The organism is Nonomuraea sp. MTCD27, from assembly GCF_041950495.1.
Classification (GTDB): Bacteria; Actinomycetota; Actinomycetes; order Streptosporangiales; family Streptosporangiaceae; genus Nonomuraea.
Genome location: NZ_JBGNUW010000017.1, coordinates 214,790 through 238,349 on the forward strand (window position 1 = coordinate 214,790; position 23,560 = coordinate 238,349).

Sequence of the window (23,560 nt, forward strand, 5' to 3'; positions counted from 1 at the left end):
GACCACCTTGACCACATGATCGACCGCCACCCCTTGGCGGTCACCGATCCGCAGCTTGAGCTCGCAGCAGGCGGCAGACCATCGGCTCCAGAACCACTCTCTGATTCTCACCCCGGGGCATCGCTCTTCCGACAGGCCATGCAGGCAGATCTCGACGTGCTGCGGGTCGCGGAGAAGGAGGGCAGCATGTGGCCGAAGGCCATCAGGCAGCGCCGGTCGTACCCGCGCTCCATCCGGGTGCGCTACGCCCTCGCCGTGGGAGCGCTGTTCCTGATGGTCCTCACGGCGGTCGGTGCTCTCATCTCCCTCAAGATCCGCACCAGCGTGGCGGAGGAGATCGCCGAGGACCTGCGCCTGGCCATCGTCGACTGGACCAGCGAGATGCGGCCCGGCTACATCCCGCCGCCCAGGCCGAGCATCCGCGCCAGATACCTCCAGCTCGTCGACTCCCGGGGGCGGGTGGTGGCGGCCAACCCGGCCGCGGCGGACAAGCCGCCGCTGACCATGGTCCACCCTCCCCCCGGTGACCGGCTGCAGGACGTCACGATGTGCCCCTCGTGGGCCAGGGGCGGTTGCATTCTGGTCACGGCCCTGCGGTTCGACGCCGGCGCCGCCCGCCTGCTCTTCAACAGCCAGCCGCACTACATCTACGCCGGTGCGGAAGAGCCTCCCGCCCTGGCCATGCACTATCTGGAGGCCGGCATCACGACCGCGATCCTGTTCGCCTCCGCGACGGCAGCCTGGAGCACCTGGGTGGTGGTGGGCCGGACCCTGCAGCCGGTGCGGGCGATCAGCACGAAGATGCGCGAGGCCGCGGAGACGGACCTGAGCCTGCGGGTGCCGACGCCGCCGGGCAACGACGAGATCGCCGAGTTCGCCCATACCTCGAACATCTACCTCGATCGGCTGGAGAAGGCGGTGAAGGCGCAGCGCCGGTTCGCCTCCCTGGCCTCCCACGAGCTGAGGTCCCCGGTCGCCGCGCAGCACATCCAGCTGGAGGAGGCGCTGCTGTATCCGGACGAGGTGGACACGCGCGCGGCCCTGCAGCGTACACTGCGCAGCACGGAACGCCTTGAGGCGATCATCGACGATCTGCTGGCCTACACGCGGGTCAAGAACGCCTGCCCCACGGCGTACCAGCCGCTCGACCTCGCCGACCTGGTGGAGGAAGAGGTGGCCGGTCTGCCCTCCGGCGGCACCCGGATCCGGCTGCAGGTGACCGCCCGCCCGACCGTGCTGTGCTCGCGGGTGCAACTGGGCCGGGTGCTGACCAATCTGCTGGCCAACGCGCGACGGCACGCCCGGTCCCACATCGAGGTCACCGTCGAAGAGGTGGCCGGGCAGGCCGTGGTGAGCGTGCAGGACGACGGGGCCGGCATCGCGCCCGAGGATCGCGAGCGCGTCTTCGACGCCTTCGTCCGGCTGCGGGAGGGGCAGCGCCTGGATCCGGGGGGCAGCGGGCTCGGGCTGGCCATCAGCCGGGAGACGGCCCTGGCCCACGGCGGGTCCCTCACCGTGGAGGACTCCCCGGTCGGAGCACGGTTCGTGCTACGGCTACCGGCGCGGGACCTGCCCGCCGGCCAGGAGGCCGGGGACCGGTCCGGCGACTGACAGCACACCCGGCAGGCCCGGCCGACACCTTTGCGGTGAAATGACGTGAATCAAAGGTCCAGGTGAGGTATCGGCGTCAATCATGCCGTCAATCGAGTCGTGCGTTTGGCCTTCCGCTACGGCGCGTGTGCTCGACTGGGCGCATGAAGGCTCGGCAAGATTGGTCGATCACCACCCGCATCACGGTTTTCGCCGGCGCGGTGGCGGTGTTGCTGTCGGCGATGCTGGGCGCGGCGGTGATGCTGGCGATCCACCGGTACGTGACGGCGGACCGCATGAGCGAGATCGCCGCGGACGGTGGCCGAGTGGCTCACGAGGTGGAGCACAACGACGTCAGTGTCCCCCTGGTCGAGCATTCCGACCGGAACATCCAGGTTGTCGACCCCGCGGGCACGGTCGTCGCCGCGTCACCGCGGCTGCGCGGCAAACCGGTGATGGCCGGTTTCACCGCCGACGGCAGGACCATGTCCAGCCGCATCGTCTGCGGCGGGGGCTTGCCCGGCCACGACTGCAACATCGTGGTCGCGCAGTCGGCCTACCGGGCGGGACAGGACTGGACCGTCTACAGCTCGGGTCCCACGATCCCGCCCTACGTCACCCCGTGGCTGGCCGCGACCGTGCTCGGCGCCGCGGCGCTGATGGCCGCGGCGATCACCGCCCTTGGCCACCGGATCGTCACCGCCGCCCTCAAACCGGTGGCCGCCATCCGCAACGAGCTCGACCTGATCAGCGAGATCTGCCCGGACCGGCGGGTCCCCCATCCGCCGAGCCGCGACGAGATCCACGACCTGGCCGACAGCGTGAACCGTACCCTGGCGCGCCTGCACGCCGCGATGAGCCAGCAGCGCCATTTCACCTCGAACGCCTCGCACGAGCTGCGCACCCCCATCGCGGCGATCCGCGCCGAGGTCGAGGACGCCCTGTACGCGCCCGAGGAGACCACCGTGTCCAGGCTGGGCACCACCGTGCTGGGCAGCGTGGACCGGATCGAGGCGATCGTGGGCGACCTGTTGACCATGGCCCAGATGGAGGCGAGGCAGGCCCTGGACTCCGAGCCGATCGACCTGGCCGCGTTCGTGAGCGCAGAGTTCAGGAGCCGGCACGACACGCACAAGGAGTACGTCCACGCCCTGGAGCCCGGCGTGGTGGTGGCCGGCGACAGGGCGCAGCTCTCCCGCCTGCTCGCCAACCTCCTCGACAACGCCGAGCGGCACGCCGCCTCCACCGTCACCGTCCGCGTGTGCCGCGAGCACGGAGCCAAGCCGAACACCTTGCGGTTCCCCCATGGCGTCGCCCGGCTGGAGGTGCTCGACGACGGGGCCGGCATCGACGTGGACAAGCGTGAACTGGTCTTCCAGCGCTTCGCCCGCCTGGACACCGCCCGCGACAGAGGTGCCGGCGGGACCGGCCTGGGGCTGCCGATCGCCCGCCAGATCGCCCAGGCGCACGGCGGCACTCTCCAGATCGAGGACAGTTTCACCGGCGCGCGGTTCGTCCTGTGCCTCCCCCTGGCCGCCATGCCGCAGGCCGCGGACGGGAAGGCGGCGAGCCGCCCCGAAGGATCGGCCGCCCAGGACGCATAGGACGCCTGCCGAGGTGTCCACCGGCGTCGGGCCCGTTGACCACCTGCGCTGTGGCCACCGCGGCCCGGGAGGCGGGACGCCACTCTCGTCCGGGAATGCCGCATGCGGCTCATGAGTCCTCATTCACCTCGACGCGCGGAGGACGGGCCCTGGGCTGTTCGCGCGCCTTGTCGAGGCGGCTCCGCAGCGTGGCGGCCAGGTCGCCGGCCGCGGTGATCTGGTCGGGGGACAGCGCGTCGACGAAGAGCTCGCGGATGGCGCGAAGGTGCGGGATGGAGGCCTTGCGGAAGGCGTCGGCGCCTTCGGTGGTGAGGACGATCTCCGCCCCCCGGCTGTCCGTGGCGCAGTTCTCGCGCCGCACCAGCCCGCGCCGTTCCATGCGTCCGAGGTGGTGGGACAGGCGGCTGCGCTCCCAGCCGATCGTCGCGGCGAGTTCGGAGGAGCGCAGCCCGCGTCCGTCCGCGTCGCTCAGCGCGAGCAGGACGGCGTAGTCGCCCGGCGACATGGACGACTCGCTCTGGAGACGTGCGGCCAGCTCCGCGCGCAGGGACTCGGTGGTCTCGATGAAGTCCCGCCAGATCCGTAGCTCCTCGCTCGTCGGCAACTGTCGCCTGCGCTGCGTCACGGCCGTCCCCTCCATTCACGAGTAATTGACATGTCAACGACTTCCGCAACATAATTGACATGTCAATCATCTCCGATCGGGTGACGGGACGCAACGTCCGCGGTCGGAACAGGAGGAATCGTGACCGTCGCCAGGATCGAACCCACCCGCTTCGAGGTGGGGCTCAACTCGTTCGGGAGCCCGGCGGCCACGCCACCCCGGTGCTCCTCGCCGACCTGCGGCTGAGCCGATTCGACGAGCCGGTCCGAGCCTGACACCCGACAACTCACGCACCCTCGAAAGAGACCCCCATGACCGACATCACCTTCGGGCTGGACACCTTCGGCGACGTGCCGGAGGACGACGCCGGAGTCCCCGTTTCCCACGCCGCGGCGATCCGCCAGGTCCTCGACGAGGCGCTGATCGCCGACGAGCTCGGCGTCGACGTGATCGCCCTGGGCGAGCACCACCGCCCCGAATATTCGGTCTCCACCCCGGAGACCGTGCTCGCCGGCATCGCGACGCGCACCTCCCGCATCCGCCTCGCCTCCGGCGTGACGGTGCTGAGCTCGGACGACCCGGTCCGGGTGTTCCAGCGCTTCGCGACCGTCGACGCGCTCTCGCGCGGCCGCGCCGAGGTGATCCTCGGACGCGGCTCCTTCACGGAGTCGTTCCCGCTGTTCGGCTACGATCTCGCGGACTACGACGTGTTGTTCGAGGAGAAGATCGAGCTCTTCGTCAAGCTGCTCGACGAGCGGCCCGTCACCTGGAGCGGCACCGTACGCGCCCCGCTCGAGAACGCCGACGTCTTCCCCAAGACCGAGTCGGGGCGCCTGAGCACGTGGGTCGGCGTCGGCGGTTCGCCCCAGTCGGTCGTCCGCACCGCCCGCTATGGGCTGCCGCTCATGCTGGCGATCATCGGCGGCGCCCCTGACCGGTTCGCCCCGCACATGGACCTCTACCGGCGGGCCGCGGACCAGTTCGGCACGACGGCGCACCCCGTCGGGATGCACTCACCGGGCTTCGTCGCGGACACCGACGAGGAGGCCAAGGAGAGGTTCTGGCCGGGGTTCAAGCTGATCCGCGACCGGATCGGCGCGTTGCGCGGCTGGCCGCCGGTACGCCGCGCCGAGTTCGAGGCCGAGATCGAGCACGGCTCCCTGTACATCGGCGCGCCCGAGACCGTCGCCCGCAAGATGGCGCGCGCGATCCGCCGCCTCGGCGTCGGGCGGTTCGACCTCATCTACAGCGCCGGCCCGCAGTCGACCGGCGCCCGGCTGAAGGCCGTCGAGCTGTACGGCGGCAAGGTGATCCCGATGGTCCGCGACATGCTCGCCGACCGGGCCTCGGAAGGCCGGTGACGAGAATGCGGCTCACCACCATCCTGGAGCGGTCATGAACACCGGCGACGTCCGTACCATCGGCATCCTCGGCGCCGGCAAGGTCGGCACCGTCCTGGCCCGCCTGGCTCTCGCGGCCGGCTACCGCGTGCTCGTCGCGGGCTCCGGCGACCCCGCGCGGATCGCCCTCATCGTCGAGGTCGTCACGCCGGGCGCGATCCCGGTGACCGCGGCGGAGGCCGCGGCCCAGGCGGACGTGGCCGTGCTCGCCCTGCCGCTCGGCAAGCACCGCGACGTCCCGGCGGAGGCGCTGCGGGGCAAGCTCGTGATCGACGCGATGAACTACTGGTGGGAGGTCGACGGCGTGCGCGACGACCTCACCGATCCACGTGTGTCCTCCAGCGAGATCGTCCAGGAGTTCCTGTCCGGGGCCCGGGTCGTCAAGGCCTTCAACCACATGGGCTACCACGACCTCGAGGACGGCGCCCGGCCCGCGGGCACCCCCGGCCGCCGCGCGATCGCCGTCGCCGGCGACGACCCCGGCGACGTGGCGACCGTCGCCTCGATCGTGGACGCGCTCGGCTTCGACCCGGTGACCGCCGGGCCGCTCGCCGAGGGCGTGCGCATGGAGCCGGGCACCGAGCCGTTCGGCGCGAACGTCGACGCCGCCGAGCTGCGCGCCATGCTCGCCCGCTTCCCAGAGTCACCGCGCGGCCGCGCGGTGCTCCAGGCGCGCGGCGGGGCCCTGTCGTGAGGGTCGCCACCGGGCCGCGGCCGGACGAAGGCTACGGCAGGGCGGCGACCAGCTCCTGAACGGGCTTGCGGGCCCCGGTGTAGAACGGGATCTCCACCCGGGTGTGCCGCCGGGCCTGCGCCCCCCGGAGCGTACGCATGAGGTCGACGATCCGGTGCAGCTCGTCTGCCTCGAACGCCAGCATCCACTCGTAGTCGTTGAGCGAGAAGCAGGCCACGGTGTTGGCCCGCACGTCGGGATAGTCGCGCGCCATCCGGCCGTGCTCGGCCAGCATCGCCCGCCGCTCGGAGTCCTCCAGCAGATACCACTCAAGGGAGCGGACGAACGGGTAGACGCTCACGTAGGCCCGCGGCTCCTCCTCGGCGAGGAAGGCCGGGACGTGCGACTTGTTGAACTCGGCCGGCCGGTGCAGCGCCATCGCCGACCAGACGGGCCTGGTGTGCCGCCCCAGCTCGGTGCGCCGGAACCTGGCATAGACGTCCTGGAGGTCCTCCGGCGTGGGAGCGTGCCACCAGAACATCAGGTCGGCGTCGGCCCGGAAACCGGCGACGTCGTAGACCCCCCTGGTCACGACGTCCTTCCCGGCCGCCTGGTCGAGCAGCTCCTGGACCTCCGCCGCCAGGTCGTCGCGGTTGCCCGGGCACGGCTCGGTCACCTGGAAGACCGACCACATCGTGTAACGGATCACCTGGTTGAGATCGCGGGCCTTCGGCCGCGCTGCGCCCTCTGTCATGCTGCTCATTCTCCTCTCAGAGCCAGGTGGTCCAGAATCCGGGCGGCGGCCGTGCGGGCGGTGCCGATGCACGCGGGGATCCCGATGCCGTCGTAGGCCGCGCCGCACACGGCCAGCCCCGGCTGCACGGCCACGGCGGCGCGCACCCTGGCCACCCGGTCGAGGTGGCCCACGTTGTACTGCGGCAACCCTCCGCCCCAGCGGGTGACCCGGCTGTCGACCGGCAGGCCGCGCGCGCCCATCACGTCGGCCATCTCGGCCATGGCCAGCGAGACCAGCTCGGCGTCCTCGCGCTGGAGCAGGTGCTCCTCGCCCAGCCGGCCGATCGAGCAGCGCAGGATCACCAGCTCCTTGGTCAGGTGGGGCCACTTCACCGAGCTGAACGTGACCGCCTTGACCGGCCGCCGCTCCACCGGCGGCACCAGGTAGCCGCTGGTGGCCGGCGGCTCGGGGAAGGCGTCGAGCGGGTACGCCAGCGTGACGACGGCCATGCTCGCGTACTGGATCCGGGCCAGCTCGCTCGCCGCCTTGGGCGCCTCGGCCTTGAGCAGCCTGGCGGAGGCGGCCCCGGGCGTGGCCACGATCACCGCGTCCGCCTCGATGACCTCGGGCTTCGGCACGGGCCCGGCGACCAGCCGCCAGCCGGCCTCGGTGCGGTGCAGCTCGCGTACGGTGACGCCGGTCCTGACGTCCGCTCCCGACGCCTTGGCGACCGCCTCGGGCAGGCCGCCGACGCCGTTCTTCGGCGCCGTGAAGAGCGGCCCGACGTCCTTCGGGGTCTCCTCGACGAGGTGCCTGGCCGCGCTCAGCAGCGAGCGCTCGGAGCGTGCCACCGCCGCCACGCGCGGCATCGTGGCCTCCAGCGACAGCATGTCGGCCCGGCCCGCGTAGACGCCGCCGAGCAGCGGCTCGACCAGCCGGTCCACGATCTCGGCGCCCATCCTGGCGCGGATGTAGGCGGCCACGGACACGTCGGTGCGCACGAGCGTCGGCGGCAGGATCTGGTCGAGCGGCACGCGCAGCAGGCCGCCGGGCGAGATGATCCCCGACTTCGCCAGCTCGGTCAGGTCGGAGGGCACGCCCATGACCTGCCCCTTCGGCAGGTGGCGCAGCGCGCCCCTGGTGTAGACGGCCGAGCGCGCGGTGCCGGGGAAGACCAGGTCGTCGCCGAGCCCGACCGCCCTGGCCAGGTCTTTGCCCTCGGGCCGCCTGGCCAGCATGGCCTCGGCGCCCGCGTCGACGCTCACCCCGGCGACCTCCGAGGTGTACAGCTTGCCACCGATGCGCGGCGAGCCCTCGAGGACCGTCACCTTGACCCGCTCGCCCGCGCCCTGGCGGAGATACCACGCGGCGGCGAGGCCGGAGATCCCCGCGCCGACGACGACCACGTGCGCCCGTTTCCCTTCCACGCCTCCTGACGCTACCGCCTCAGCGGGTCGGGCAGCAGTTCGGGGCATGTGACCGGACCGTGATTCATCCCATCAAACCGGCACGATCCTGAGGCCGTCATATGGACATGACCAGATTCCGGTACGGCATCGCGCTCTCGGGGGCCTGCGCGGCCTTGTTACTCACCGGCTGCGGCGGGGGCGGGTCCCTCAACTCCAGCACCTCCGATTCGGCCGGCGCACCGGCCGCCGAGTCCGGCGGCGCCGCCCGTGAGGAGAGCGTCCAGAGGGAGCAGTTGTCGCGGGGCAAGGACGGCATCGTCGCGAACGTCAAGGTCACCCAGCAGGAGCGGCAGGTCATCTACACCGGGACCATGACCGTACGCGCCAAGCAGGTGAGCACGGCCGTGCAGCAGGCCAAGCAGATCGTCACCGCGGCCGGCGGCTACCTGTCGCGGGAGGAGACCAACTCGGCCAGCGACACCCGGGACACCGCCACGCTGGTCTTCAAGATCCCGCCCCCGAAATACTCGGAGATGCTGGGGCGGCTCGGCAAGGATCTGGGCAAGCAGCTGTCGATGAACCAGGGCACCCAGGACGTCACCCTGAAGGTGGCCGACGTGGAGAGCCGGCTGAGGTCGGCGCAGCAGTCCCTGGAGTCGCTGCGCGCGCTGCTGAAGAAGGCCGACACGATCGGGCAGGTGCTGGAGGTCGAGCGGGAGATCTCGGCCCGGGAGTCCGATCTGGAGTCGTTGCAGGCGCAGCAGAAGGAGCTGGCCACGCAGGTCGCCATGGCCACGCTGACGCTGCGGCTGGTGGGGCCCGTCGCCGTGGTCGAGGACCCGGCCGAGGAGCCGGCCGGTTTCTTCGGCGGCCTGAAGTCCGGCTGGCAGGCTTTGGTCACGTTCACGAAGGTGGCGCTCACCGTGATCGGGGCGCTGCTGCCGTGGCTGGTCTTCTCCTCGCCGCTGATCGTGCTGTTCGTCTGGCTCGTACGGCGGAACCGCCGCAGGCGCCCGCCCCGTCCGACGCCGCCCCCTCCGCCCGGTCCGACGCCGCACGGTCCGCCTCCGGCGCAGCCCGGCACGCAACCGGCCACGACCGCCTAGTCGCGCGGCCGCTCAGCTCGCGCGGCCGTGCTCGTGGACCAGGTCGGTCAGGCGCTTGAGCTGGTCGGGGTCCGTCGAGGGGAGCACGCCGTGCCCCAGGTTGAACACGTGACCCTCGGCCGCCTCGCCCCGGCGCAGCACCTCGCGGGCCTTGCGCTCGACGACCTCCCACGGCGCCAGCAGGATCGCCGGGTCCAGGTTGCCCTGCAGCGCCCTGCCCGGGCCGACCCGGCGGGCCGCCTCGTCGAGCGGGACCCGCCAGTCCACGCCCACCACGTCGGCGCCGGCCTCGCCGAGCACCCCGAGCAGCTCGCCGGTGCCCACGCCGAAGTGGATGCGGGGCACGCCCGCGACGGCCTCGAAGATGCGGCGGGTGTGGGGCAGGATGAACTCGCGGTAGTCGTCCGGCGCCACCGCCCCCACCCACGAGTCGAAGAGCTGCACCGCCGAGGCCCCGGCCGCGATCTGGATGCGCAGGTGCTCAAGGACGATGTCCGACAGCCGCTCCATCAGCGAGTGCCACAGCTCGGGGGCGCCGTACATCATGGCCTTGGTGCGGTCGTGGTTCTTCGACGGCCCGCCCTCGATCAGATAGGAGCCGAGCGTGAACGGCGCCCCGGCGAAGCCGATCAACGGGATGCCGCCGAGCTCGCCGGTCAGCGCCCTGATGGCCTCGGTGACGTAGGGCACGTCGCCGGGCTCCAGCGGGCGCAGCGCGTCGAGGCCCTTGGCGTCGCGGATGGGGTCGGCCACGACCGGGCCGACGCCCGGCTTGATGTCGAGGTCGATGCCGATGGCCTTGAGCGGGACCACGATGTCACTGAAGAAGACGGCCGCGTCGACGCCGTAGCGGCGGACCGGCTGCATGGTGATCTCGACGATCAGGTCGGGCGTCGCGCACGCGGTGAGCATCGGCACACCCTCGCGGACCTTCAGGTATTCCGGCAGTGACCGCCCGGCCTGTCGCATGTACCAGACAGGGGTGTGCGGGACGGGCTGGCGGCGGCAGGCACGCAGGAACGCTGAGTCGGCGAGGTTCACCACACCAGGGTGCCATGCAGGGGGGCCGGTCATGACACCGGTGCGAGGTGTCGGAAAAAGATGCATTGGATACCCCAAATCATGATCAGATAGCCAGATGAAGGTTTACCGGTCTGCTCGGCATCGGCAGCGCACACGGGTCGAACACACCCCATGCCCGCCCAGAGAGCCGGTCTCGACTGGGCCAAATGTTCCCCAAGCCACCGCGCGGCATCGATTCAGCGACCACTTTCGGGACACGCCGAGCGCGTTGCGGGGAATTGTCAGCGGCTCGTGCCAACGTCGGAGCCACGACCCGAAGAAAGGCCCCGGTTCGATGACTCGTGCGATGACCGCGTTGTGGAGTTCCCCAGAGCGCCGCAGTGAGCACTGCCCTTCCTGCGCCGGTGAGCGGCCGTTCGAGCAGCCGCCGTGCCTCGACGGTCACGAACCGGGCGAGTGCCCCGAGTGGGCCTGCGCCGACTGCGGCCACGCGATCCTGCTCGGCGCCGCGGAGTCCACCCGCCCGGTTCGCCAGCTGGTTACGGCAGCGGCTTGATCACGAAGGATGAGCACCCCCGTGGTCCCCTTCCGCCCGTCTTCGACCTACGCTTCGGCTATGACACTCGGTGACCAGCCACCGCCGCCCGCCGCGTTCACCCGCGCGGCGGAGAGCCTGCGGCGGACCGAGGTCAGGCCGGAGATCGAGCTCGAGGACCTGCCCGCGCCGCAGCGGCTGGCCCCCTACGCGGCCGCCATCGGCGCGTCGGTCTACCGCGACGACGACGAGCTCGCGGTCGGCCGGCTGATCCTGCTCTACGACCCCGAGGGCCAGCGGGGCTGGGAGGGCCCGTTCCGGCTGGTGGCCTACGTCCGGGCCGACATGGAGCCGGAGATCACCTCCGACCCGCTGCTCGGGCCCGTCGCCTGGAGCTGGCTGACCGAGGCTCTGGAGGCGCATCAGGCCGACTACTCCGCCGCTGGCGGTACGGTGACAAGAGCCGTGTCCGAGGGCTTCGGCAACAAGGCCGACGACCCGGTCACGACCGAGCTCGAACTGCGGGCCTCATGGTCACCCGCGCAGGAGGATCTCTCCGGCCATGTCGCCGCCTGGTGCGACCTGATGTGCCTGGCGGCGGGCATGCCGCCGCTCCCGCCCGACGTGGCCGCCCTGCCCCGCAGACGTGATGATCCGGAGAGTGACCGAACGAAGTGAGGGCACCAGTCAAGACAGCACCAGCGTCATGAGGTCGGTGAACTCATGACAGAAGAACGCACTGTGGAGCCGCTGCTCGAGCCACGCGAGGGCATCCCTCCGGTCGTCGCCGACGCCGCAGGTCTGGCCGAGGTGGTGGACAGGTTCGCCGCGGGCAGCGGCCCCGTCGCGGTGGACGCCGAGCGCGCGTCCGGCTACCGCTATGGCAACCGCGCCTACCTCGTGCAGCTGCGCCGGGCGGGGGCGGGCACCGCGCTGATCGACCCGATCGGGTGCCCCGACCTGTCCGGGCTCGACCGGGCCGTGTCCGGGGCGGAGATCGTGCTGCACGCGGCCTCCCAGGATCTGCCGTGCCTGATGGAGGTCGGGTTCAAGCCGCGCGAGATGTTCGACACCGAGCTGGCCGGCCGGCTGCTCGGCTACGAGCGGGTGGGGCTCGGCACGATGGTCGAGACCGTGCTCGGGCTGCGGCTGGAGAAGGGCCACTCGGCGGCCGACTGGTCCACCAGGCCGCTGCCGGAAGACTGGCTGCGCTACGCCGCGCTCGACGTGGAGGTCCTGGTCGAGCTGCGTGACGTGCTCCACCAGGAGCTGACCGACAGCGGGAAGCTGGAGTGGGCGCGCGAGGAGTTCGCGGCCGTGCTCAACACGCCGCCGCCCGCGCCCAGGTCCGACCCCTGGCGGCGCACCTCGGGCATCCACAAAGTACGCAACGTGCGCGCCCTGGCCATCGTGCGCGAGCTGTGGACCATGCGCGACCGGATCGCCCGCGAGGCCGACCTCGCGCCCGGCCGGGTGCTGCCCGACGCGGCGATCGTCACCGCCGCGCTGGAGGGACCCCGCACCAAGAAGGCATTGACCGAAATTTCGGCATTCACTGGCAGAAGTGCGCGCAGGCACATGAGCGACTGGCTCGCCGCGGTGGCCAAGGCCCGTGGCCTGCCCGACGGCCAGCTGCCCCAGCCCAGCACGCCCGGCGACGGCCCGCCGCCGCCCAACCGCTGGGCCGACCGCGATCCGGCCGCCGCCAAGCGCCTGGCCGCGGCCCGCGCCGTGGTGGCCGCGCTGGCCGACGAGCACCACATGCCGACGGAGAACCTGCTGCAGCCCGACGCCGTACGCAGGCTCACCTGGGAGCCGCCCGCGGAGATCACCGACGAGAGCGTGACCGCCCGGCTGCGCGAGCTCGGGGCCCGCGAGTGGCAGCTCTCCCTGGCCGCCCATCCCATCGCCAAGGCCCTGGCCAGGCTGGAGATGCGCGGCGAGCTCTAGGCTCGCACCGGGTGCACTCACCCGCGGTCGAGGCCCACCTGAGGTTCGCGCTACTTGACGCCCTCGGTGGCCCGGCCGTACGGTTCGGGAAAGCGCTTTCCCCATGTTTTGCCTGAAGGGATCCTCATGAGCGTGCGCACCATCGGCGTCGTGATGAACGGCGTCACCGGACGGATGGGCTACCGCCAGCATCTGGTCCGTTCCGTCCTGGCCATCAACGAGCAGGGCGGTGTGACGCTCTCGGACGGCTCCAGGATCAACCTCAAGCCAGTGCTGGTCGGACGCAATGCCGACAAACTTGCAGATATCGCCGCTAAGCATGGAATTTCGGATTTCACCACGGACCTCGACGCGGCCCTCGCCGACGACGACAACCTGATCTACTTCGACGCCCAGGTCACCAGCGCCCGGGTGAAGGCCGTGCTGAAGGCCATCGAGGCCGGCAAGCACATCTACGCCGAGAAGCCGACGGCCGAGTCGACGCAGGAGGCCATCGCGCTGGCCGAGGCCGCCACGGCCAAGGGCGTCAAGAACGGCGTCGTGCAGGACAAGCTCTTCCTCCCCGGCCTGCTCAAGCTGAAGCGGCTGATCGACGGCGGCTTCTTCGGCCGAATCCTGTCGGTGCGCGGCGAGTTCGGCTACTGGGTGTTCGAGGGCGACTGGCAGGAGGCGCAGCGCCCGTCCTGGAACTACCGGGCCGAGGACGGCGGCGGCATCGTGCTCGACATGTTCCCGCACTGGCACTACGTGATGGAGAACCTGTTCGGCCGGGTCCAGTCCGTCTACGCCCAGGCTGTGACGCACATCCCGGCACGCGTCGACGAGCAGGGGAACACGTACCAGGCCACCGCCGACGACGCCGCGTACGGGATCTTCGAGCTGGAGGGCGGCATCGTCGCCCAGATCAACTCCTCCTGGACCGTCCGCGTGAACCGGGACGAGCTGGTGGAGTTCCAGGTGGACGGCACCCACGGCAGCGCCGTGGCGGGCCTGCGCAACTGCCGCGTCCAGCACCGCTCGGCCACCCCCAAGCCCGTCTGGAACCCGGACCTGCCCGCCACGGCGCGCTTCCGCGACGGCTGGCAGGAGGTGCCGGACAACGCGGAGTTCGACAACGGGTTCAAGATCCAGTGGGAGGCGTTCATCCGGCACGTGGTGGAGGACGCACCCTTCCCGAACGACTTCGCCTCGGGCGCGCGCGGCGTCCAGCTCGCCGAGCTGGGGCTGCGCTCGAACGCCGAGGGCCGCAGGATCGAGGTGCCCGGGCTGTGAGGATCGACCTTCCCGGCATCGGCGCCTACACCCTGAGCGAGCCGACGACCTGGCCGGTCGTCGGGACCCCGGCGTCGAGCCGCATCGTGTACGCCGCCGCCCACGTCGTGGCCGACCCGCTGGGCGACAACACGCCCGGCTCCCCCGCCGCCGTCGACTGGGACGCCACGCTGCGCTTCCGCCGCCACCTGTGGTCGCACGGCCTGCGCGTCGCCGACGCCATGGACACCGCCCAGCGCAACATGGGCCTGGACTGGGCGGCCACCAAGGAGCTCATCCGGCGCAGCGCCGCGGAGGCCCGCTCGTACGGCGACCCGGCGACGCTGGTGGCCTGCGGCGCGGGCACCGACCACGCGCCCGGGGCCGGCGACCTGAACACGATCACCGCCGCGTACGCCGAGCAGATCGAGACCGTGCAGTCCGCCGGCGCCGGCGTGATCGTCATGGCCTCCCGCCAGCTCGCCCGGGTGGCCACGGGCCCCGCCGACTACCACCAGGTGTACGGCAAACTGTTCGGCCTGGCCGACCGCCCGGTCATCCTGCACTGGCTGGGCGAGATGTTCGACCCGAACCTGGCCGGCTACTGGGGCTCGCGCGACGTGGCGGCGGCCACGGAGTCGTTCCTGGAGCTGATCCACGCCCACGCCGCGATGGTGGACGGCGTGAAGGTGTCGCTGCTGGACGAGGAGCACGAGATCGGGCTGCGCGCGGCGCTGCCCGAGGGCGTCAGGCTGTACACGGGCGACGACTTCAACTACCCGTCGCTGATCAGGTCGGGCTCGCACGCGCTGCTGGGCATCTTCGACGCCATCGCCCCGGCGGCCGCGGCGGCGCTCCAGGTGCTGGACGCGGCCGAGGCGGCACGTGACGAGGCGGACCGGGAACGGCTGCTGGCCTCGTACGACGAGATCCTCGCCCCGACCGTGCCGCTGTCGCGCAAGATCTTCGAGACGCCCACGTACAACTACAAGACCGGCATCGTCTTCCTGGCCTGGCTGAACGGTCACCAGGACGCGTTCGCCATGGTGAACGGCGCCCAGTCGGCCCGCTCGCTGCTCCACCTGTCGGAGGTGTTCCGCCTGACCGACCGGGCCGGGCTGCTGGCCGACCAGGAGCTGGCCGTGCGCCGCATGAAGTCCCTGCTGGCGGTGAACGGGCTGTGAGCGAGGGAACCACGGGACGCGGCAGCCTCTCGCTGAACCAGTGGACGACCCGGCGCTGGTCGCTGGCCGAGGCCGTGGACGGGTGCGTGCGGCACGGCCTGGAGTCGATCGGGCTGTGGCGGGAGAAGGTCGCCGAGCAGGGGCTCGCCGAGAGCGTCAAGCTGGTGCGGTCGGCCGGGCTGCGGGTGTCGTCGCTGTGCCGGGGCGGCTTCCTGACGGCGGGCGGGCTGCCCGGCGAGGAGGGCCGTACGGCCTTCGCCAGGGCGCTGGAGGACAACCGGCGGGCCATCGACGAGGCGGCCGAGCTGGCGGCGGCCTGCCTGGTGATGGTGGTGGGCGGCCTGCCCGGCGTGCGGCCGGGAGAGGCGCTGCCCGCCGCGGGGCCGGCCGGCGGCTTCACGCGCGACCTGGCCGGGGCCCGGGAGCGGGTGGCCGAGGCGCTGGCGGAGCTGGCGCCCTATGCCGGTGAGCGGGGGGTGAAGCTGGCCCTGGAGCCGCTGCACCCGATCTACTGCCCGGACCGCGCGGTGCTGTCCACGCTGGCGCAGGCGCTGGAGCTGAGCCTGGCCCACCCGGAGGAGCAGGTCGGCGTGGTGGTCGACACGTTCCACGTGTGGTGGGACCCGCGGTTGTTCGAGGACATCGCGCGGGCCGGGAGCCGGATCGCCGGCTACCAGGTGTGCGACTACCTGCACCCGCTGCCGGAGGACGTGCTGCTGGGGCGGGGCATGATGGGCGACGGCGTGATCGACTTCCGGCCGATCACGCGGGCCGTCCAGGCGGCCGGGTACACCGGTGACGTCGAGGTGGAGATCTTCAACGCCGACGTCTGGGCCGCCGACCCCGACGAGGTCGTGGCCACGATGAAAGCCCGCTACGAGGACGTGGTGCTGCCGGCGTGACCCCGGACGGAGCGGCGTGCGGTCGCGCCGCCGCTCCCTCCCGCACGCGAGCCGCCGCTCCCTTCCCTCACTCTCACTGGTCCGGCCGGTCCCAGACCAGCAGGTAGCGGCGCAGCAGCAGGCGGCGGTAGCGGCAGCCGGGCAGCTCCTCGCGGGCCAGCCGCCCGGTCTCGGCCCACGACAGGACGGGCGGCGTGCCGGGCACGGCCTGGCCCGGCCCGCTCTTGGGGCCGTGCCGCAGTTGCAGCAGGCGGGAGACGACCTGGGCGGTGCCGCTGATGACCCAGTCGCTGGGCGAGCGGTTCAACGCCAGGCCGACGACCACCAGCCGCCCGCCCGGCGCCAGCAGCCGGGCCAGGGCCCGCGCGGACTGCCGGAACTCGGCGTGGTGGGTGACGGCGACGGCGCTGATGAAGTCGTACTTGCCCTCGGGGAGCAGGCCGTGCGGGTCGTCGAGGTAGTCCGCCGTCACGAAGGAGACGTTGTCCAGGTGACCGTGGCGCTCGCAGGCCAGGGCGACCGCCTCCGGTGACCGGTCGGCGGCGGTCACGTCCGGTACGCGGGCGGCCAGCTTGCTCGCCAGCAGCCCGTCGCCGCAGCCGATGTCGAGCGCCCGCCCGCAGCCCCGGGGCACGAGCTTCATGACCAGGCTCTGGTAGTGAACGTTGTGGTTCCAGTAGGGCTCGGACATTTGATCACCATAGCGCCGGCGGCGTTGCGCTATGACGGGATCGTCACCGTTCCGGCCGCGCCGTTCACCGTGATCTCCTGGCCCGAGGAGATGCGGTCGACGGCGTGGGGCACGCCGACGACTGCCGGGATGCCGTACTCCCTGGCCACCACCGCGCCGTGCGACATCGCGCCGCCCATCTCCATCACCAGCCCGCCGGCGGTCAGGAACAGCGGCGTCCAGCCGGGGTCGGTCGAGGGGCAGACGAGGATCTCGCCCGGTTCCAGGTGCGCGCCGACGGGGTCGAGCACGACCCGGGCGATGCCCGTGACCGTGCCGGCCGAGGCCGCCGTGCCCGTCAGGGCGCCGTCCGCGGCCGGCTGCGCGAGGGCCTCGGGCTCGGTGCCGTCGGAGAGCAGCACCCGGGGCACGTGCCTGCGGCGCCGCTCCTGCTCGTACGCCGCCCGCCGCCCGGCCACCAGCTCCCGCAGGTCTCCCCCGCCCAGCGCGGCCCGGGTCTCCCGCAGGTCCAGGAAGAACACGTCCCCGGCCGAGTCCAGCACGCCGAGGCCCACCAGGTGCTCGCCGACCGCGAGCAGGCTGCGCCGGACCGCCGCGATCGTCTTGACCAGGTAGAACTTGGGCAGCTCGCGCAGCCCGGCGTACCGGCGCGTACGCCCGAGCCCGAAGCGCACGACGGCGGCCCGCCACCGTCCCCTCCCCCGCGCCCTCGACGCCACGCGGGCGATCGCGGTGCGCGCCTCCCGCGCGCCCCTGGCGAACAGCGCGTCGGGCGCGAGGTCGGCCGCGCCGTCCATGCGCAGGTAGTTGGCCAGCACGCCGAGGATGTGCGCGGGCTCCTCGGACCACCTCGGCACGCCGACGTCGATCTCGGCGACGCCACGGTGGCCGTACTTGTCCAGGAACGCGGTGATCTCGCGCTGGGCGACCGGCGGGAGCCCGCCCTCCTGGTAGAGGCGCACCAGCTCGGCCACCGTCCGCTCCTTGAACGGCGCCGGCTCGACGCGGGTGGCCAGCTCCCACAGCTCCAGGTCCATCTCCGTGGTCGGGTTGTGCGGCACGCTGCGCAGGACGTCGCTCATCTCGTTCACCGGCACGCCGGAGAGCTTCGACGCCAGCGCGAACAGCGCGTAGCCGGTGACCGCGGTCGGCATGATCGAGATGATCAGCGGGAAGGTGCCGGCGAGCACGCGCTCGGCGTGGTCGAGGCGCTGTGCCGGGGTGGCGGTGGCGGGCACCCGCAGCCGCCGGTCGAGCTCCTCGCCGAGCCGGACGGTGTCCGCGACCGCCTTGGCCGGCCTGGTCAGGGCCGTCAGGACGCGGGCGGGAACGCGGACGCGGCGGGCGAAGCGCCCGAGGCCGCGCAGGAAGGGGCGCAGGGAGGTGTGCGCCAGCGTGAGGCGCGGGTCCTCGAACAGCCCCTCCATGATGGTCACGGCACGCGCCTCGCCGAGCGTCAGCATGCGCGGGAGGATGGCGCGGCCGGGACGGCTGCGTACGACGGTCGTGAGGTCGAGCCAGATTCGCTCCCCCGAGGCGGTGAGGAAGGGCGCGCCGTCGAGGGGGTCGGCGGGGGCATGCCCGGCCAGGCCCGCCCCGCCCGCGCTGATCACCCGGAACACCGACTGCCCCATCGGTGTGAGCGGCCCCATGACGCCCTGCACGACGTTGACCGAGAAGTACACCCGCAGCCCCGGCCTGGGCCGCTCGGGCAGCGGGTAGAGCGTGGTGATCGGCCTGGACTGGGTGAGCCAGAGGGTGCCGTCGCGGTCGACGGCCCACTCGGTGTCCTGCGGGGCGCCGTAATGGTCCTCGACGCGGGCGCCCAGCGCGGCCAGCCGGCGCACCTCGTCGTCGGTCAGGCAGAGACCGTCGTGGGAGGTCTCTACGCGTTCGGTGCCGCCGCCGGGCAGGGAGCGGATGGCCAGCAGCTTGTCGCCGGCGTGCCGTTCGAGGATCTCCCCGTCGAAGACGCGGAAGCGGTCGGGGTTCACGGCGCCGGAGACGACGGCCTCGCCGAGCCCGGGGCTGGCGTCGATCACGGCCTCGCGCCGCCGCCCGGTCACCGGGTTGGCGGTGAACATCACGCCCGCCACCTGCGCCTCCACCATCTCCTGGACGACCACCGCCAGCCGCACCGAGGCGTGGTCGATGCCGTTGGACTCGCGGTAGGCCACGGCCCGGTCGGTCCAGAGCGAGGCCCAGCAGCGGCGTACGGCCTCCACCACCGCCTGCGCGCCCACCACGTTGAGGAAGGTGTCCTGCTGGCCGGCGAAGCTGGCGAACGGCAGGTCCTCCGCCGTGGCGGAGGACCTGACCGCGACGGGCACGTCGTCGCCGAGCGCGGCGTACGACTTCACGATCTCCTCCCGGACGGCCTCCGGCACCGGAGCCTGCAGTAAGTGCCGCCTGGCCCGCTCGGCCAGCCCCTCGCCGCCGGTCTCCAGGCCCTGCGCGACCTGGCGGTACGCCTCCGTGGTGAGCACCCAGCCGGGCGGCACGGGCAGCCCGGCCCGGGTCAGCTCGCCGAGGTTGGCGGCCTTGCCACCCACCTCGGCCAGCATGCCCGCGTCGATCTCGGTGAAGTCCAGGGCCGTCTTCATCGAATGCTCTCCTGCCGTTCAGCGTCCTGTCACCAGTTTCACGCTTCCCGGGCAGAAATTCAACACTTGATGAATCAAGGTTCCAGGGGAACGCCGTCCAGGTCCCACGCGGGGTCGAGGGCGACGCCCAGCACGGCCAGGGCCGTCGGTCCCACGTCCACCAGCCGGGGGGCGCCGAGCGAGCGGCCGCCCAGGTCCTCGCCGAGCCGGTTCACGATCACGAACACCGTGCGCTCCTCGTCCGTGGTGCCGCCGTGCCCGCCCTCGTCCACGTGGCCGTGGTCGGTCGTGACCAGCACGGTCCAGCGCTCCCCGGGGTACGCGGGCCGGGCGCGGATCGCGTCGAGCAGGCGGCCCAGGTAGGCGTCCTGGGCCTTGAGGGCGGCGGCGTACTCGGGGCAGTGGGGGCCGAGGTCGTGGGCCACCTCGTCGGTGTCGCCCAGGTAGACGAACACGGCGTCCGGGTCGTCCTCGGACAGGTGGCGCTCGGCGGCGTCGGCGACCTGGGCGTCGGCCTCGGCCCAGCCGACGGCGTACCCGTCGAGGACGAACCTGCGGTCGATCGACGGGCCGAAGGCGCCGTGCTCGGCGAGGGCCGCCCACGAGAAGAACGCCGAGGTGGTCAGGTGGGGGCGAGCGGTCTTGGCCCGAGTCAAGAAGTCCGGAAATTTCGCGAACTGGGCGCTCGCGAAGCCGTTGTCGACGACGCCGTGCTTGTCGGGCCAGGCGCCGGTGGCGATGGAGGACCAGCCGGGGCCCGAGTCGGTACGCGACCTGATCACCCGGCCGCCGTCGCCGGGCTCGGGGGTCTTGGGGACGACCTCTCCAGGGGATTCCGTGCGCGGGGTGCCGGCCTCGCCGTAGGGGAGCTTGCTGGTGCCGTACGCACCGGAGGACATCAACCCGGCCAGCACGGGGGCGTCCAGGGCGATCAACCGGTCGAACCGCAGGCCGTCCATGCCGACGACGAGCACCTTGCTGCTAAATGCGGACATCCCCCCATCTAAGCGGTTAAGGGGCGAAACGCCGCACCCACTCCCCCGCACCCGGCAGGATCTCCTCGACCGGTGCCACCTGCGGATACCACGTACGCTCCCACTCCAGCGACACCCAGCCGTCGTAACCCGCGCCGCGCAGCAGCTCCCCCGCCTCGTCCAGCGGCACCGACCCCGTCCACATGGGCACCGGCGTGGTGTCCTGAGCCGAGACGGCGTCCTTGATCTGCACGTAGGACAGGTGAGGGCCCAGCGCGGCCAGCGAGCGCGCCGGCGGCTCGCCGTGGCGCCACGGGTGCAGCAGGTCCCAGATCGCGCCGGTGGTCTCGGGGCAGCCCGCCGCGTCGAGCAGCGCGGCCACGGCGGCGCAGGTCGCCATGCTGTCGTGCGTCTCGACGAGCACGCGGCGGCCGAGGTCGCCGGCCGTACCGGAGACCGCCTTGAGCCTGCGGGCGCCCACGGTCACGTCGTCGCCGCGCGGGAACACCCGCACGCCGGGCGCGCCGAGGTCGGCGGCGAGCCGCAGGTCGGCGAGGAGCGCCTCGACGACCGGCCCGTCCGGCCCCGGCTCGCAGATGCCGACATATCCGGCGAGAGCCGCGATCTCCAGCCCCGCGCTCTCGACCCGCTCCCGCACGGCCCGCCGCTCTGCCGCGCCGAGCCCGGCGTGCACGCTGGTGTCCGGATGCAGGCGCAGCTCCAGCCCCTGGCAGCCCTGCTCCACCGCGATCTCGATCGTCCTGTCCAGGCCCTCGCCGGGCATCCCCAGCGTGCTGACCGCCAGCTTCACGCCATCCTCCGCACGCTCTCCCGCAGGACGACCTCGCCGGCGACCTGCTCGACCACCACGGGCTCGTCCTCGTTCAGCGCCAGCTCCAGCGCCCGCGCCCCCATGTCCTTCAACGGCAGCCGCACGGTCGTCAGCGCGGGCACGTGATCACGCAGAGTGACGATGTCGTCGAACCCGGCCACCGACACGTCCTCGGGCACCCTGATCCCGCGCTCGCGGCAGGCCGCCAGCGCCCCCACCGCCATCACGTCGTTGACCGCGAACACGCACGTCGCGTCCCCGACCTGCTGGGCCGCGGCATAACCACCGTCGCGGTCGAACGGCCCGTGGATCACCTGCGGGGCCGGCAGCCCCAGCTCGTCGAGCGCGCCGGCGAAACCGGCGCACCGGTCGGCCGCCGTCACCAGGTGCGGCGGCCCGGCCAGCACCGCGAAGCGCGTGTGCCCCAGCCCGGCCAGCGCCCGGGCCAGCTCCGCCGCCCCTTCCCTGTTGGCCGGCGCGACGGTGTCCACGCCGAGGAGATCCTGCCCCACGCAGGCCGCCCGGCCGCCGCCCGCCTGGTATCGGGCCAGCTCGTCGCGCAGGCGGCCGGTGACGGCCGGGTCGGCGACCCGCGAGCCGACCAGCAGCACGGCCCGGACGCGCTGGGCGTTCAGGGTGGCGACGTAGGCGATCTCCTGCTCGGGGTCGCGATGCGTGGTGCCCACCATGACCAGCAGCCCCTCGGTCGCCGCCGCCCGCATCGCCCCGTCGGCCAGGGCCGCGAAGTAGGGGTCGGTCAGGTCGTGCACGACGATGCCGATGACGTTGCTCGCCCCGCGGGCCAGCGTCTGGGCGGCGATGTTGGCACGGTAGCCGAGCTCGTCCGCGGCCTGCTCGACGCGTGCCCGCAGGGCCGCGCCCACCTGGCGGGTGCTGCCGTTGAGCACCCGCGAGGCGGTCGCGAGCGAGACGCCCGCCTGCTTGGCGACGTCTTCCAGCGTGACCACGTTGACCTCCCCGGAAAGCGGTTTCCCAGTCTGCCAGACCGGCACCTGGATCCGCATCCTGCCACGCCCGGCCTCAGGCCGCACGCTCACCGGGCCCGGCCCCGGGGAAGGCCGGACGACGCCCCCGCCACCCCGCCCGGGCCGGAAGCCTCCCCTGGACGGGGACGCCTCCCGCCGGGAGCCGGGGTGCGGGGGCCGGGCGGTCAGGCCCAGGGGTGGGTCAGACCCGGGAGCGGGTCAGGCCCAGGGCGGGCAAGGCCCGGGGCCGGAGGTCAGGACCAGGGGAACAGGATGTCGAGCAGGCCCTTGCGCTGCTCCTGCGTCGGCGTCGGGGCGGGCGCCTGGGTCGTGGCCGGCGGCTGCGTGGTGGGGCTCTGGTTGTTCGACTCCGGCTGCTTGGTCGCCGGCGCGTCGTCGTTGTCCTGCCCCGTGGTGTCCGCGGTGTCGTCCATCGTGTCGTTCTGCGGCGCCCGGGTCGGCCTGCTGGTGGTCTTCGAGGTCGGCTCCCCGGCGCGGGTGGGCGTCGGGCGGGCCGAGGGCTCGCGCGTCGGCCGGGCCCGCTGCTGCGTGGGCGTCGGCATTACGGTCTCGGACTCGGTCGGCTCGCCGGTGGCCGAATCGGTGGGTTCGGGGCTGACCTCCTCCTCGACCGGCGTCTCCTCTGGCACGGCGGAGTCGGAGGGCGAGGTCACCTCACCCGCGCTGGCGCACCGGGCGCCCGCGCAGGGGTCGTCGGAGGACGTACCGGTGAGCATCCAGCCGGCGCCCACGCCGACGAGCACCACCGCGACGGCCGCCACCAGCAGCACCCTGGTACGGCGGCGCACCTCGCCCTCGCCCCCCGAGCCCCCCGAGCCCCCGTCATGGGAGTCGTCGGTCCACCCCGAGCCGAGGAACCCGCGCCTGGGCGGGTCGTCGTCGCGGTCGTCGTCCCGCGCCGGGTCGTAGCCGCGGTCCAGCGGGAGGTAGGGGCTGTCGTCCTCCACGGGGTGCGGCCCGCTGGCGCCGCCGAAGTCGTGCGGCCCGCTGGCGCCCCCGAAGTCGTGCGGCCCGCTCAGACCGCCCAGGTCGTGGGGTCCGCTGGGACCGCCCAGGTCATGCGACCCGGCCGCCCCGCCCAGCACGTCGTGCGGGCCCCCGAGCACGTCGTGCGAATCGGCGGCCAGGAGACCGCGTGGGGCGGGGTCCAGCACGTCATGCACGCCCTCGCCGAGCGGCGGCTCACCGGCAGGCGTGCCCTTGTCGAGCGGGAGGATGTAGGTCTCGTTGCCGACGACCTGGATGGCGGGTTGCTCGTCGGTGTCCTCGGTGCTCCACCGCGGGGACAGCACATCACCCGTCAACTCCGGGTTTAACGACCTACCCTGCCCATCCTCGTATGGCCTGTCGTTCTCGTCGCGCGCCACGATGGAACCTCTCTAGTACGAATTCGGACCGCGCCCCTTCCTACCATCTCTTGTCGGAAAATTTCACATGTTTCGCTAAAACTACTCTCTGTAACATATGCCCCAATGCTATCGTCTCG

General features: G+C 72.4%; 20 protein-coding genes. 10 read left to right on the forward strand and 10 right to left on the reverse strand.

All coding sequences use genetic code 11. The features are described 5' to 3' along the window. Nucleotides 1-138 precede the first annotated feature (138 nt). Nucleotides 139-1,611, forward strand: coding sequence for a sensor histidine kinase (locus ACBJ59_RS41370; protein ID WP_375115573.1), 1,473 nt, complete (start codon nucleotides 139-141; stop codon nucleotides 1,609-1,611). A 143-nt stretch (nucleotides 1,612-1,754) separates the two neighbouring features. Further along, nucleotides 1,755-3,194: a sensor histidine kinase gene (locus ACBJ59_RS41375; protein WP_375115574.1), complete on the forward strand. Its 1,440-nt coding sequence runs from the start codon at nucleotides 1,755-1,757 to the stop codon at nucleotides 3,192-3,194. Between the two features lie 109 nt (nucleotides 3,195-3,303). Here ACBJ59_RS41375 and ACBJ59_RS41380 read toward each other — a convergent pair whose 3' ends face one another. Then, nucleotides 3,304-3,819, reverse strand: a complete 516-nt coding sequence (locus ACBJ59_RS41380; RefSeq protein WP_375115575.1) for a MarR family winged helix-turn-helix transcriptional regulator — start codon at nucleotides 3,817-3,819, stop codon at nucleotides 3,304-3,306. Between the two features lie 290 nt (nucleotides 3,820-4,109). Here ACBJ59_RS41380 and ACBJ59_RS41385 point away from each other — a divergent pair, with 290 nt between their 5' ends. Next, nucleotides 4,110-5,159 (forward strand): LLM class flavin-dependent oxidoreductase, encoded by a 1,050-nt coding sequence (locus ACBJ59_RS41385; RefSeq protein WP_375115576.1) that lies wholly within the window; start codon nucleotides 4,110-4,112, stop codon nucleotides 5,157-5,159. 34 nt (nucleotides 5,160-5,193) lie between these two features. Further along, nucleotides 5,194-5,892, forward strand: a complete 699-nt coding sequence (locus ACBJ59_RS41390; RefSeq protein WP_375115577.1) for an NADPH-dependent F420 reductase — start codon at nucleotides 5,194-5,196, stop codon at nucleotides 5,890-5,892. Nucleotides 5,893-5,923: 31 nt separating this feature from the next. Here ACBJ59_RS41390 and hemQ read toward each other — a convergent pair whose 3' ends face one another. Together hemQ and hemG are read right to left on the reverse strand one after the other, a co-directional pair. Continuing rightward, nucleotides 5,924-6,625, reverse strand: coding sequence for a hydrogen peroxide-dependent heme synthase (gene hemQ, locus ACBJ59_RS41395; protein WP_375115578.1), 702 nt, complete (start codon nucleotides 6,623-6,625; stop codon nucleotides 5,924-5,926). Between the two features lie 5 nt (nucleotides 6,626-6,630). Continuing rightward, nucleotides 6,631-8,034: a protoporphyrinogen oxidase gene (gene hemG, locus ACBJ59_RS41400; protein WP_375115579.1), complete on the reverse strand. Its 1,404-nt coding sequence runs from the start codon at nucleotides 8,032-8,034 to the stop codon at nucleotides 6,631-6,633. A 107-nt stretch (nucleotides 8,035-8,141) separates the two neighbouring features. Between hemG and ACBJ59_RS41405 the strand changes: the two genes are divergently transcribed. After that, entirely contained in the window at nucleotides 8,142-9,122 is a 981-nt protein-coding gene (locus tag ACBJ59_RS41405) for a DUF4349 domain-containing protein (protein WP_375115580.1), read from the forward strand. 12 nt (nucleotides 9,123-9,134) lie between these two features. Here the strand turns inward: ACBJ59_RS41405 and hemE are convergent, their stop codons facing one another. Then, a complete protein-coding gene (gene hemE, locus ACBJ59_RS41410) occupies nucleotides 9,135-10,196 on the reverse strand; it encodes a uroporphyrinogen decarboxylase (RefSeq protein ID WP_375115581.1) in 1,062 nt (353 codons plus the stop codon). Between the two features lie 565 nt (nucleotides 10,197-10,761). Here hemE and ACBJ59_RS41415 point away from each other — a divergent pair. The 5 genes from ACBJ59_RS41415 (at nucleotide 10,762) to ACBJ59_RS41435 (ending at nucleotide 15,967) form a co-directional block, all read left to right on the forward strand. Further along, on the forward strand, nucleotides 10,762-11,358 hold the full coding sequence (locus ACBJ59_RS41415) for a DUF3000 domain-containing protein (protein WP_375115582.1): 597 nt from the start codon (nucleotides 10,762-10,764) through the stop codon (nucleotides 11,356-11,358). A gap of 45 nt (nucleotides 11,359-11,403) precedes the next feature. Next, nucleotides 11,404-12,630 carry an HRDC domain-containing protein gene (locus ACBJ59_RS41420; RefSeq protein WP_375115583.1) on the forward strand — a complete coding sequence of 409 codons (1,227 nt, stop codon included), beginning with the start codon at nucleotides 11,404-11,406 and terminating at the stop codon, nucleotides 12,628-12,630. 126 nt (nucleotides 12,631-12,756) lie between these two features. Next, entirely contained in the window at nucleotides 12,757-13,902 is a 1,146-nt protein-coding gene (locus tag ACBJ59_RS41425) for a Gfo/Idh/MocA family oxidoreductase (protein WP_364114954.1), read from the forward strand. Next, nucleotides 13,899-15,065 carry a dihydrodipicolinate synthase family protein gene (locus ACBJ59_RS41430; RefSeq protein WP_375115584.1) on the forward strand — a complete coding sequence of 389 codons (1,167 nt, stop codon included), beginning with the start codon at nucleotides 13,899-13,901 and terminating at the stop codon, nucleotides 15,063-15,065. Before ACBJ59_RS41425 ends, ACBJ59_RS41430 begins: the two co-directional genes overlap by 4 nt. Then, nucleotides 15,062-15,967: a sugar phosphate isomerase/epimerase family protein gene (locus ACBJ59_RS41435; RefSeq protein WP_375115585.1), complete on the forward strand. Its 906-nt coding sequence runs from the start codon at nucleotides 15,062-15,064 to the stop codon at nucleotides 15,965-15,967. Before ACBJ59_RS41430 ends, ACBJ59_RS41435 begins: the two co-directional genes overlap by 4 nt. A 73-nt stretch (nucleotides 15,968-16,040) precedes the next feature. Here the strand turns inward: ACBJ59_RS41435 and ACBJ59_RS41440 are convergent, their stop codons facing one another. The 6 genes from ACBJ59_RS41440 to ACBJ59_RS41465 form a co-directional block, all read right to left on the reverse strand. Further along, the gene (locus tag ACBJ59_RS41440) at nucleotides 16,041-16,658 is read right to left on the reverse strand and encodes a class I SAM-dependent methyltransferase (RefSeq protein ID WP_375115586.1); all 618 of its coding nucleotides are present in this window, start codon (nucleotides 16,656-16,658) and stop codon (nucleotides 16,041-16,043) included. Nucleotides 16,659-16,687: 29 nt separating this feature from the next. Beyond that, nucleotides 16,688-19,261, reverse strand: a complete 2,574-nt coding sequence (locus ACBJ59_RS41445; protein WP_375115587.1) for a PEP/pyruvate-binding domain-containing protein — start codon at nucleotides 19,259-19,261, stop codon at nucleotides 16,688-16,690. Nucleotides 19,262-19,335: 74 nt separating this feature from the next. Continuing rightward, on the reverse strand, nucleotides 19,336-20,256 hold the full coding sequence (locus ACBJ59_RS41450) for an alkaline phosphatase family protein (RefSeq protein ID WP_375115588.1): 921 nt from the start codon (nucleotides 20,254-20,256) through the stop codon (nucleotides 19,336-19,338). Between the two features lie 16 nt (nucleotides 20,257-20,272). Next, a complete protein-coding gene (locus ACBJ59_RS41455) occupies nucleotides 20,273-21,046 on the reverse strand; it encodes a sugar phosphate isomerase/epimerase family protein (RefSeq protein WP_375115589.1) in 774 nt (257 codons plus the stop codon). Then, on the reverse strand, nucleotides 21,043-22,035 hold the full coding sequence (locus tag ACBJ59_RS41460) for a LacI family DNA-binding transcriptional regulator (protein ID WP_364114940.1): 993 nt from the start codon (nucleotides 22,033-22,035) through the stop codon (nucleotides 21,043-21,045). Before ACBJ59_RS41460 ends, ACBJ59_RS41455 begins: the two co-directional genes overlap by 4 nt. Before the next feature lie 272 nt (nucleotides 22,036-22,307). Continuing rightward, nucleotides 22,308-23,378 (reverse strand): hypothetical protein, encoded by a 1,071-nt coding sequence (locus tag ACBJ59_RS41465; protein WP_375115590.1) that lies wholly within the window; start codon nucleotides 23,376-23,378, stop codon nucleotides 22,308-22,310. Nucleotides 23,379-23,560: the final 182 nt, after the last annotated feature.

Bases quoted from the DNA above. Each gene is read 5' to 3' on its own strand.
- ACBJ59_RS41370 (WP_375115573.1), top strand. From the start codon at position 139: ATGCAGGCAGATCTCGACGTGCTGCGGGTCGCGGAGAAGGAGGGCAGC.
- ACBJ59_RS41420 (WP_375115583.1), top strand. From the start codon at position 11,404: ATGACAGAAGAACGCACTGTGGAGCCGCTGCTCGAGCCACGCGAGGGC.
- ACBJ59_RS41405 (WP_375115580.1), top strand. From the start codon at position 8,142: ATGACCAGATTCCGGTACGGCATCGCGCTCTCGGGGGCCTGCGCGGCC.
- ACBJ59_RS41450 (WP_375115588.1), bottom strand. From the start codon at position 20,256: ATGTCCGCATTTAGCAGCAAGGTGCTCGTCGTCGGCATGGACGGCCTG.
- ACBJ59_RS41375 (WP_375115574.1), top strand. From the start codon at position 1,755: ATGAAGGCTCGGCAAGATTGGTCGATCACCACCCGCATCACGGTTTTC.
- hemQ (WP_375115578.1), bottom strand. From the start codon at position 6,625: ATGACAGAGGGCGCAGCGCGGCCGAAGGCCCGCGATCTCAACCAGGTG.
- hemE (WP_375115581.1), bottom strand. From the start codon at position 10,196: ATGACCGGCCCCCCTGCATGGCACCCTGGTGTGGTGAACCTCGCCGAC.
- ACBJ59_RS41415 (WP_375115582.1), top strand. From the start codon at position 10,762: ATGACACTCGGTGACCAGCCACCGCCGCCCGCCGCGTTCACCCGCGCG.
- ACBJ59_RS41445 (WP_375115587.1), bottom strand. From the start codon at position 19,261: ATGAAGACGGCCCTGGACTTCACCGAGATCGACGCGGGCATGCTGGCC.
- ACBJ59_RS41425 (WP_364114954.1), top strand. From the start codon at position 12,757: ATGAGCGTGCGCACCATCGGCGTCGTGATGAACGGCGTCACCGGACGG.
- ACBJ59_RS41385 (WP_375115576.1), top strand. From the start codon at position 4,110: ATGACCGACATCACCTTCGGGCTGGACACCTTCGGCGACGTGCCGGAG.
- ACBJ59_RS41440 (WP_375115586.1), bottom strand. From the start codon at position 16,658: ATGTCCGAGCCCTACTGGAACCACAACGTTCACTACCAGAGCCTGGTC.
- ACBJ59_RS41390 (WP_375115577.1), top strand. From the start codon at position 5,194: ATGAACACCGGCGACGTCCGTACCATCGGCATCCTCGGCGCCGGCAAG.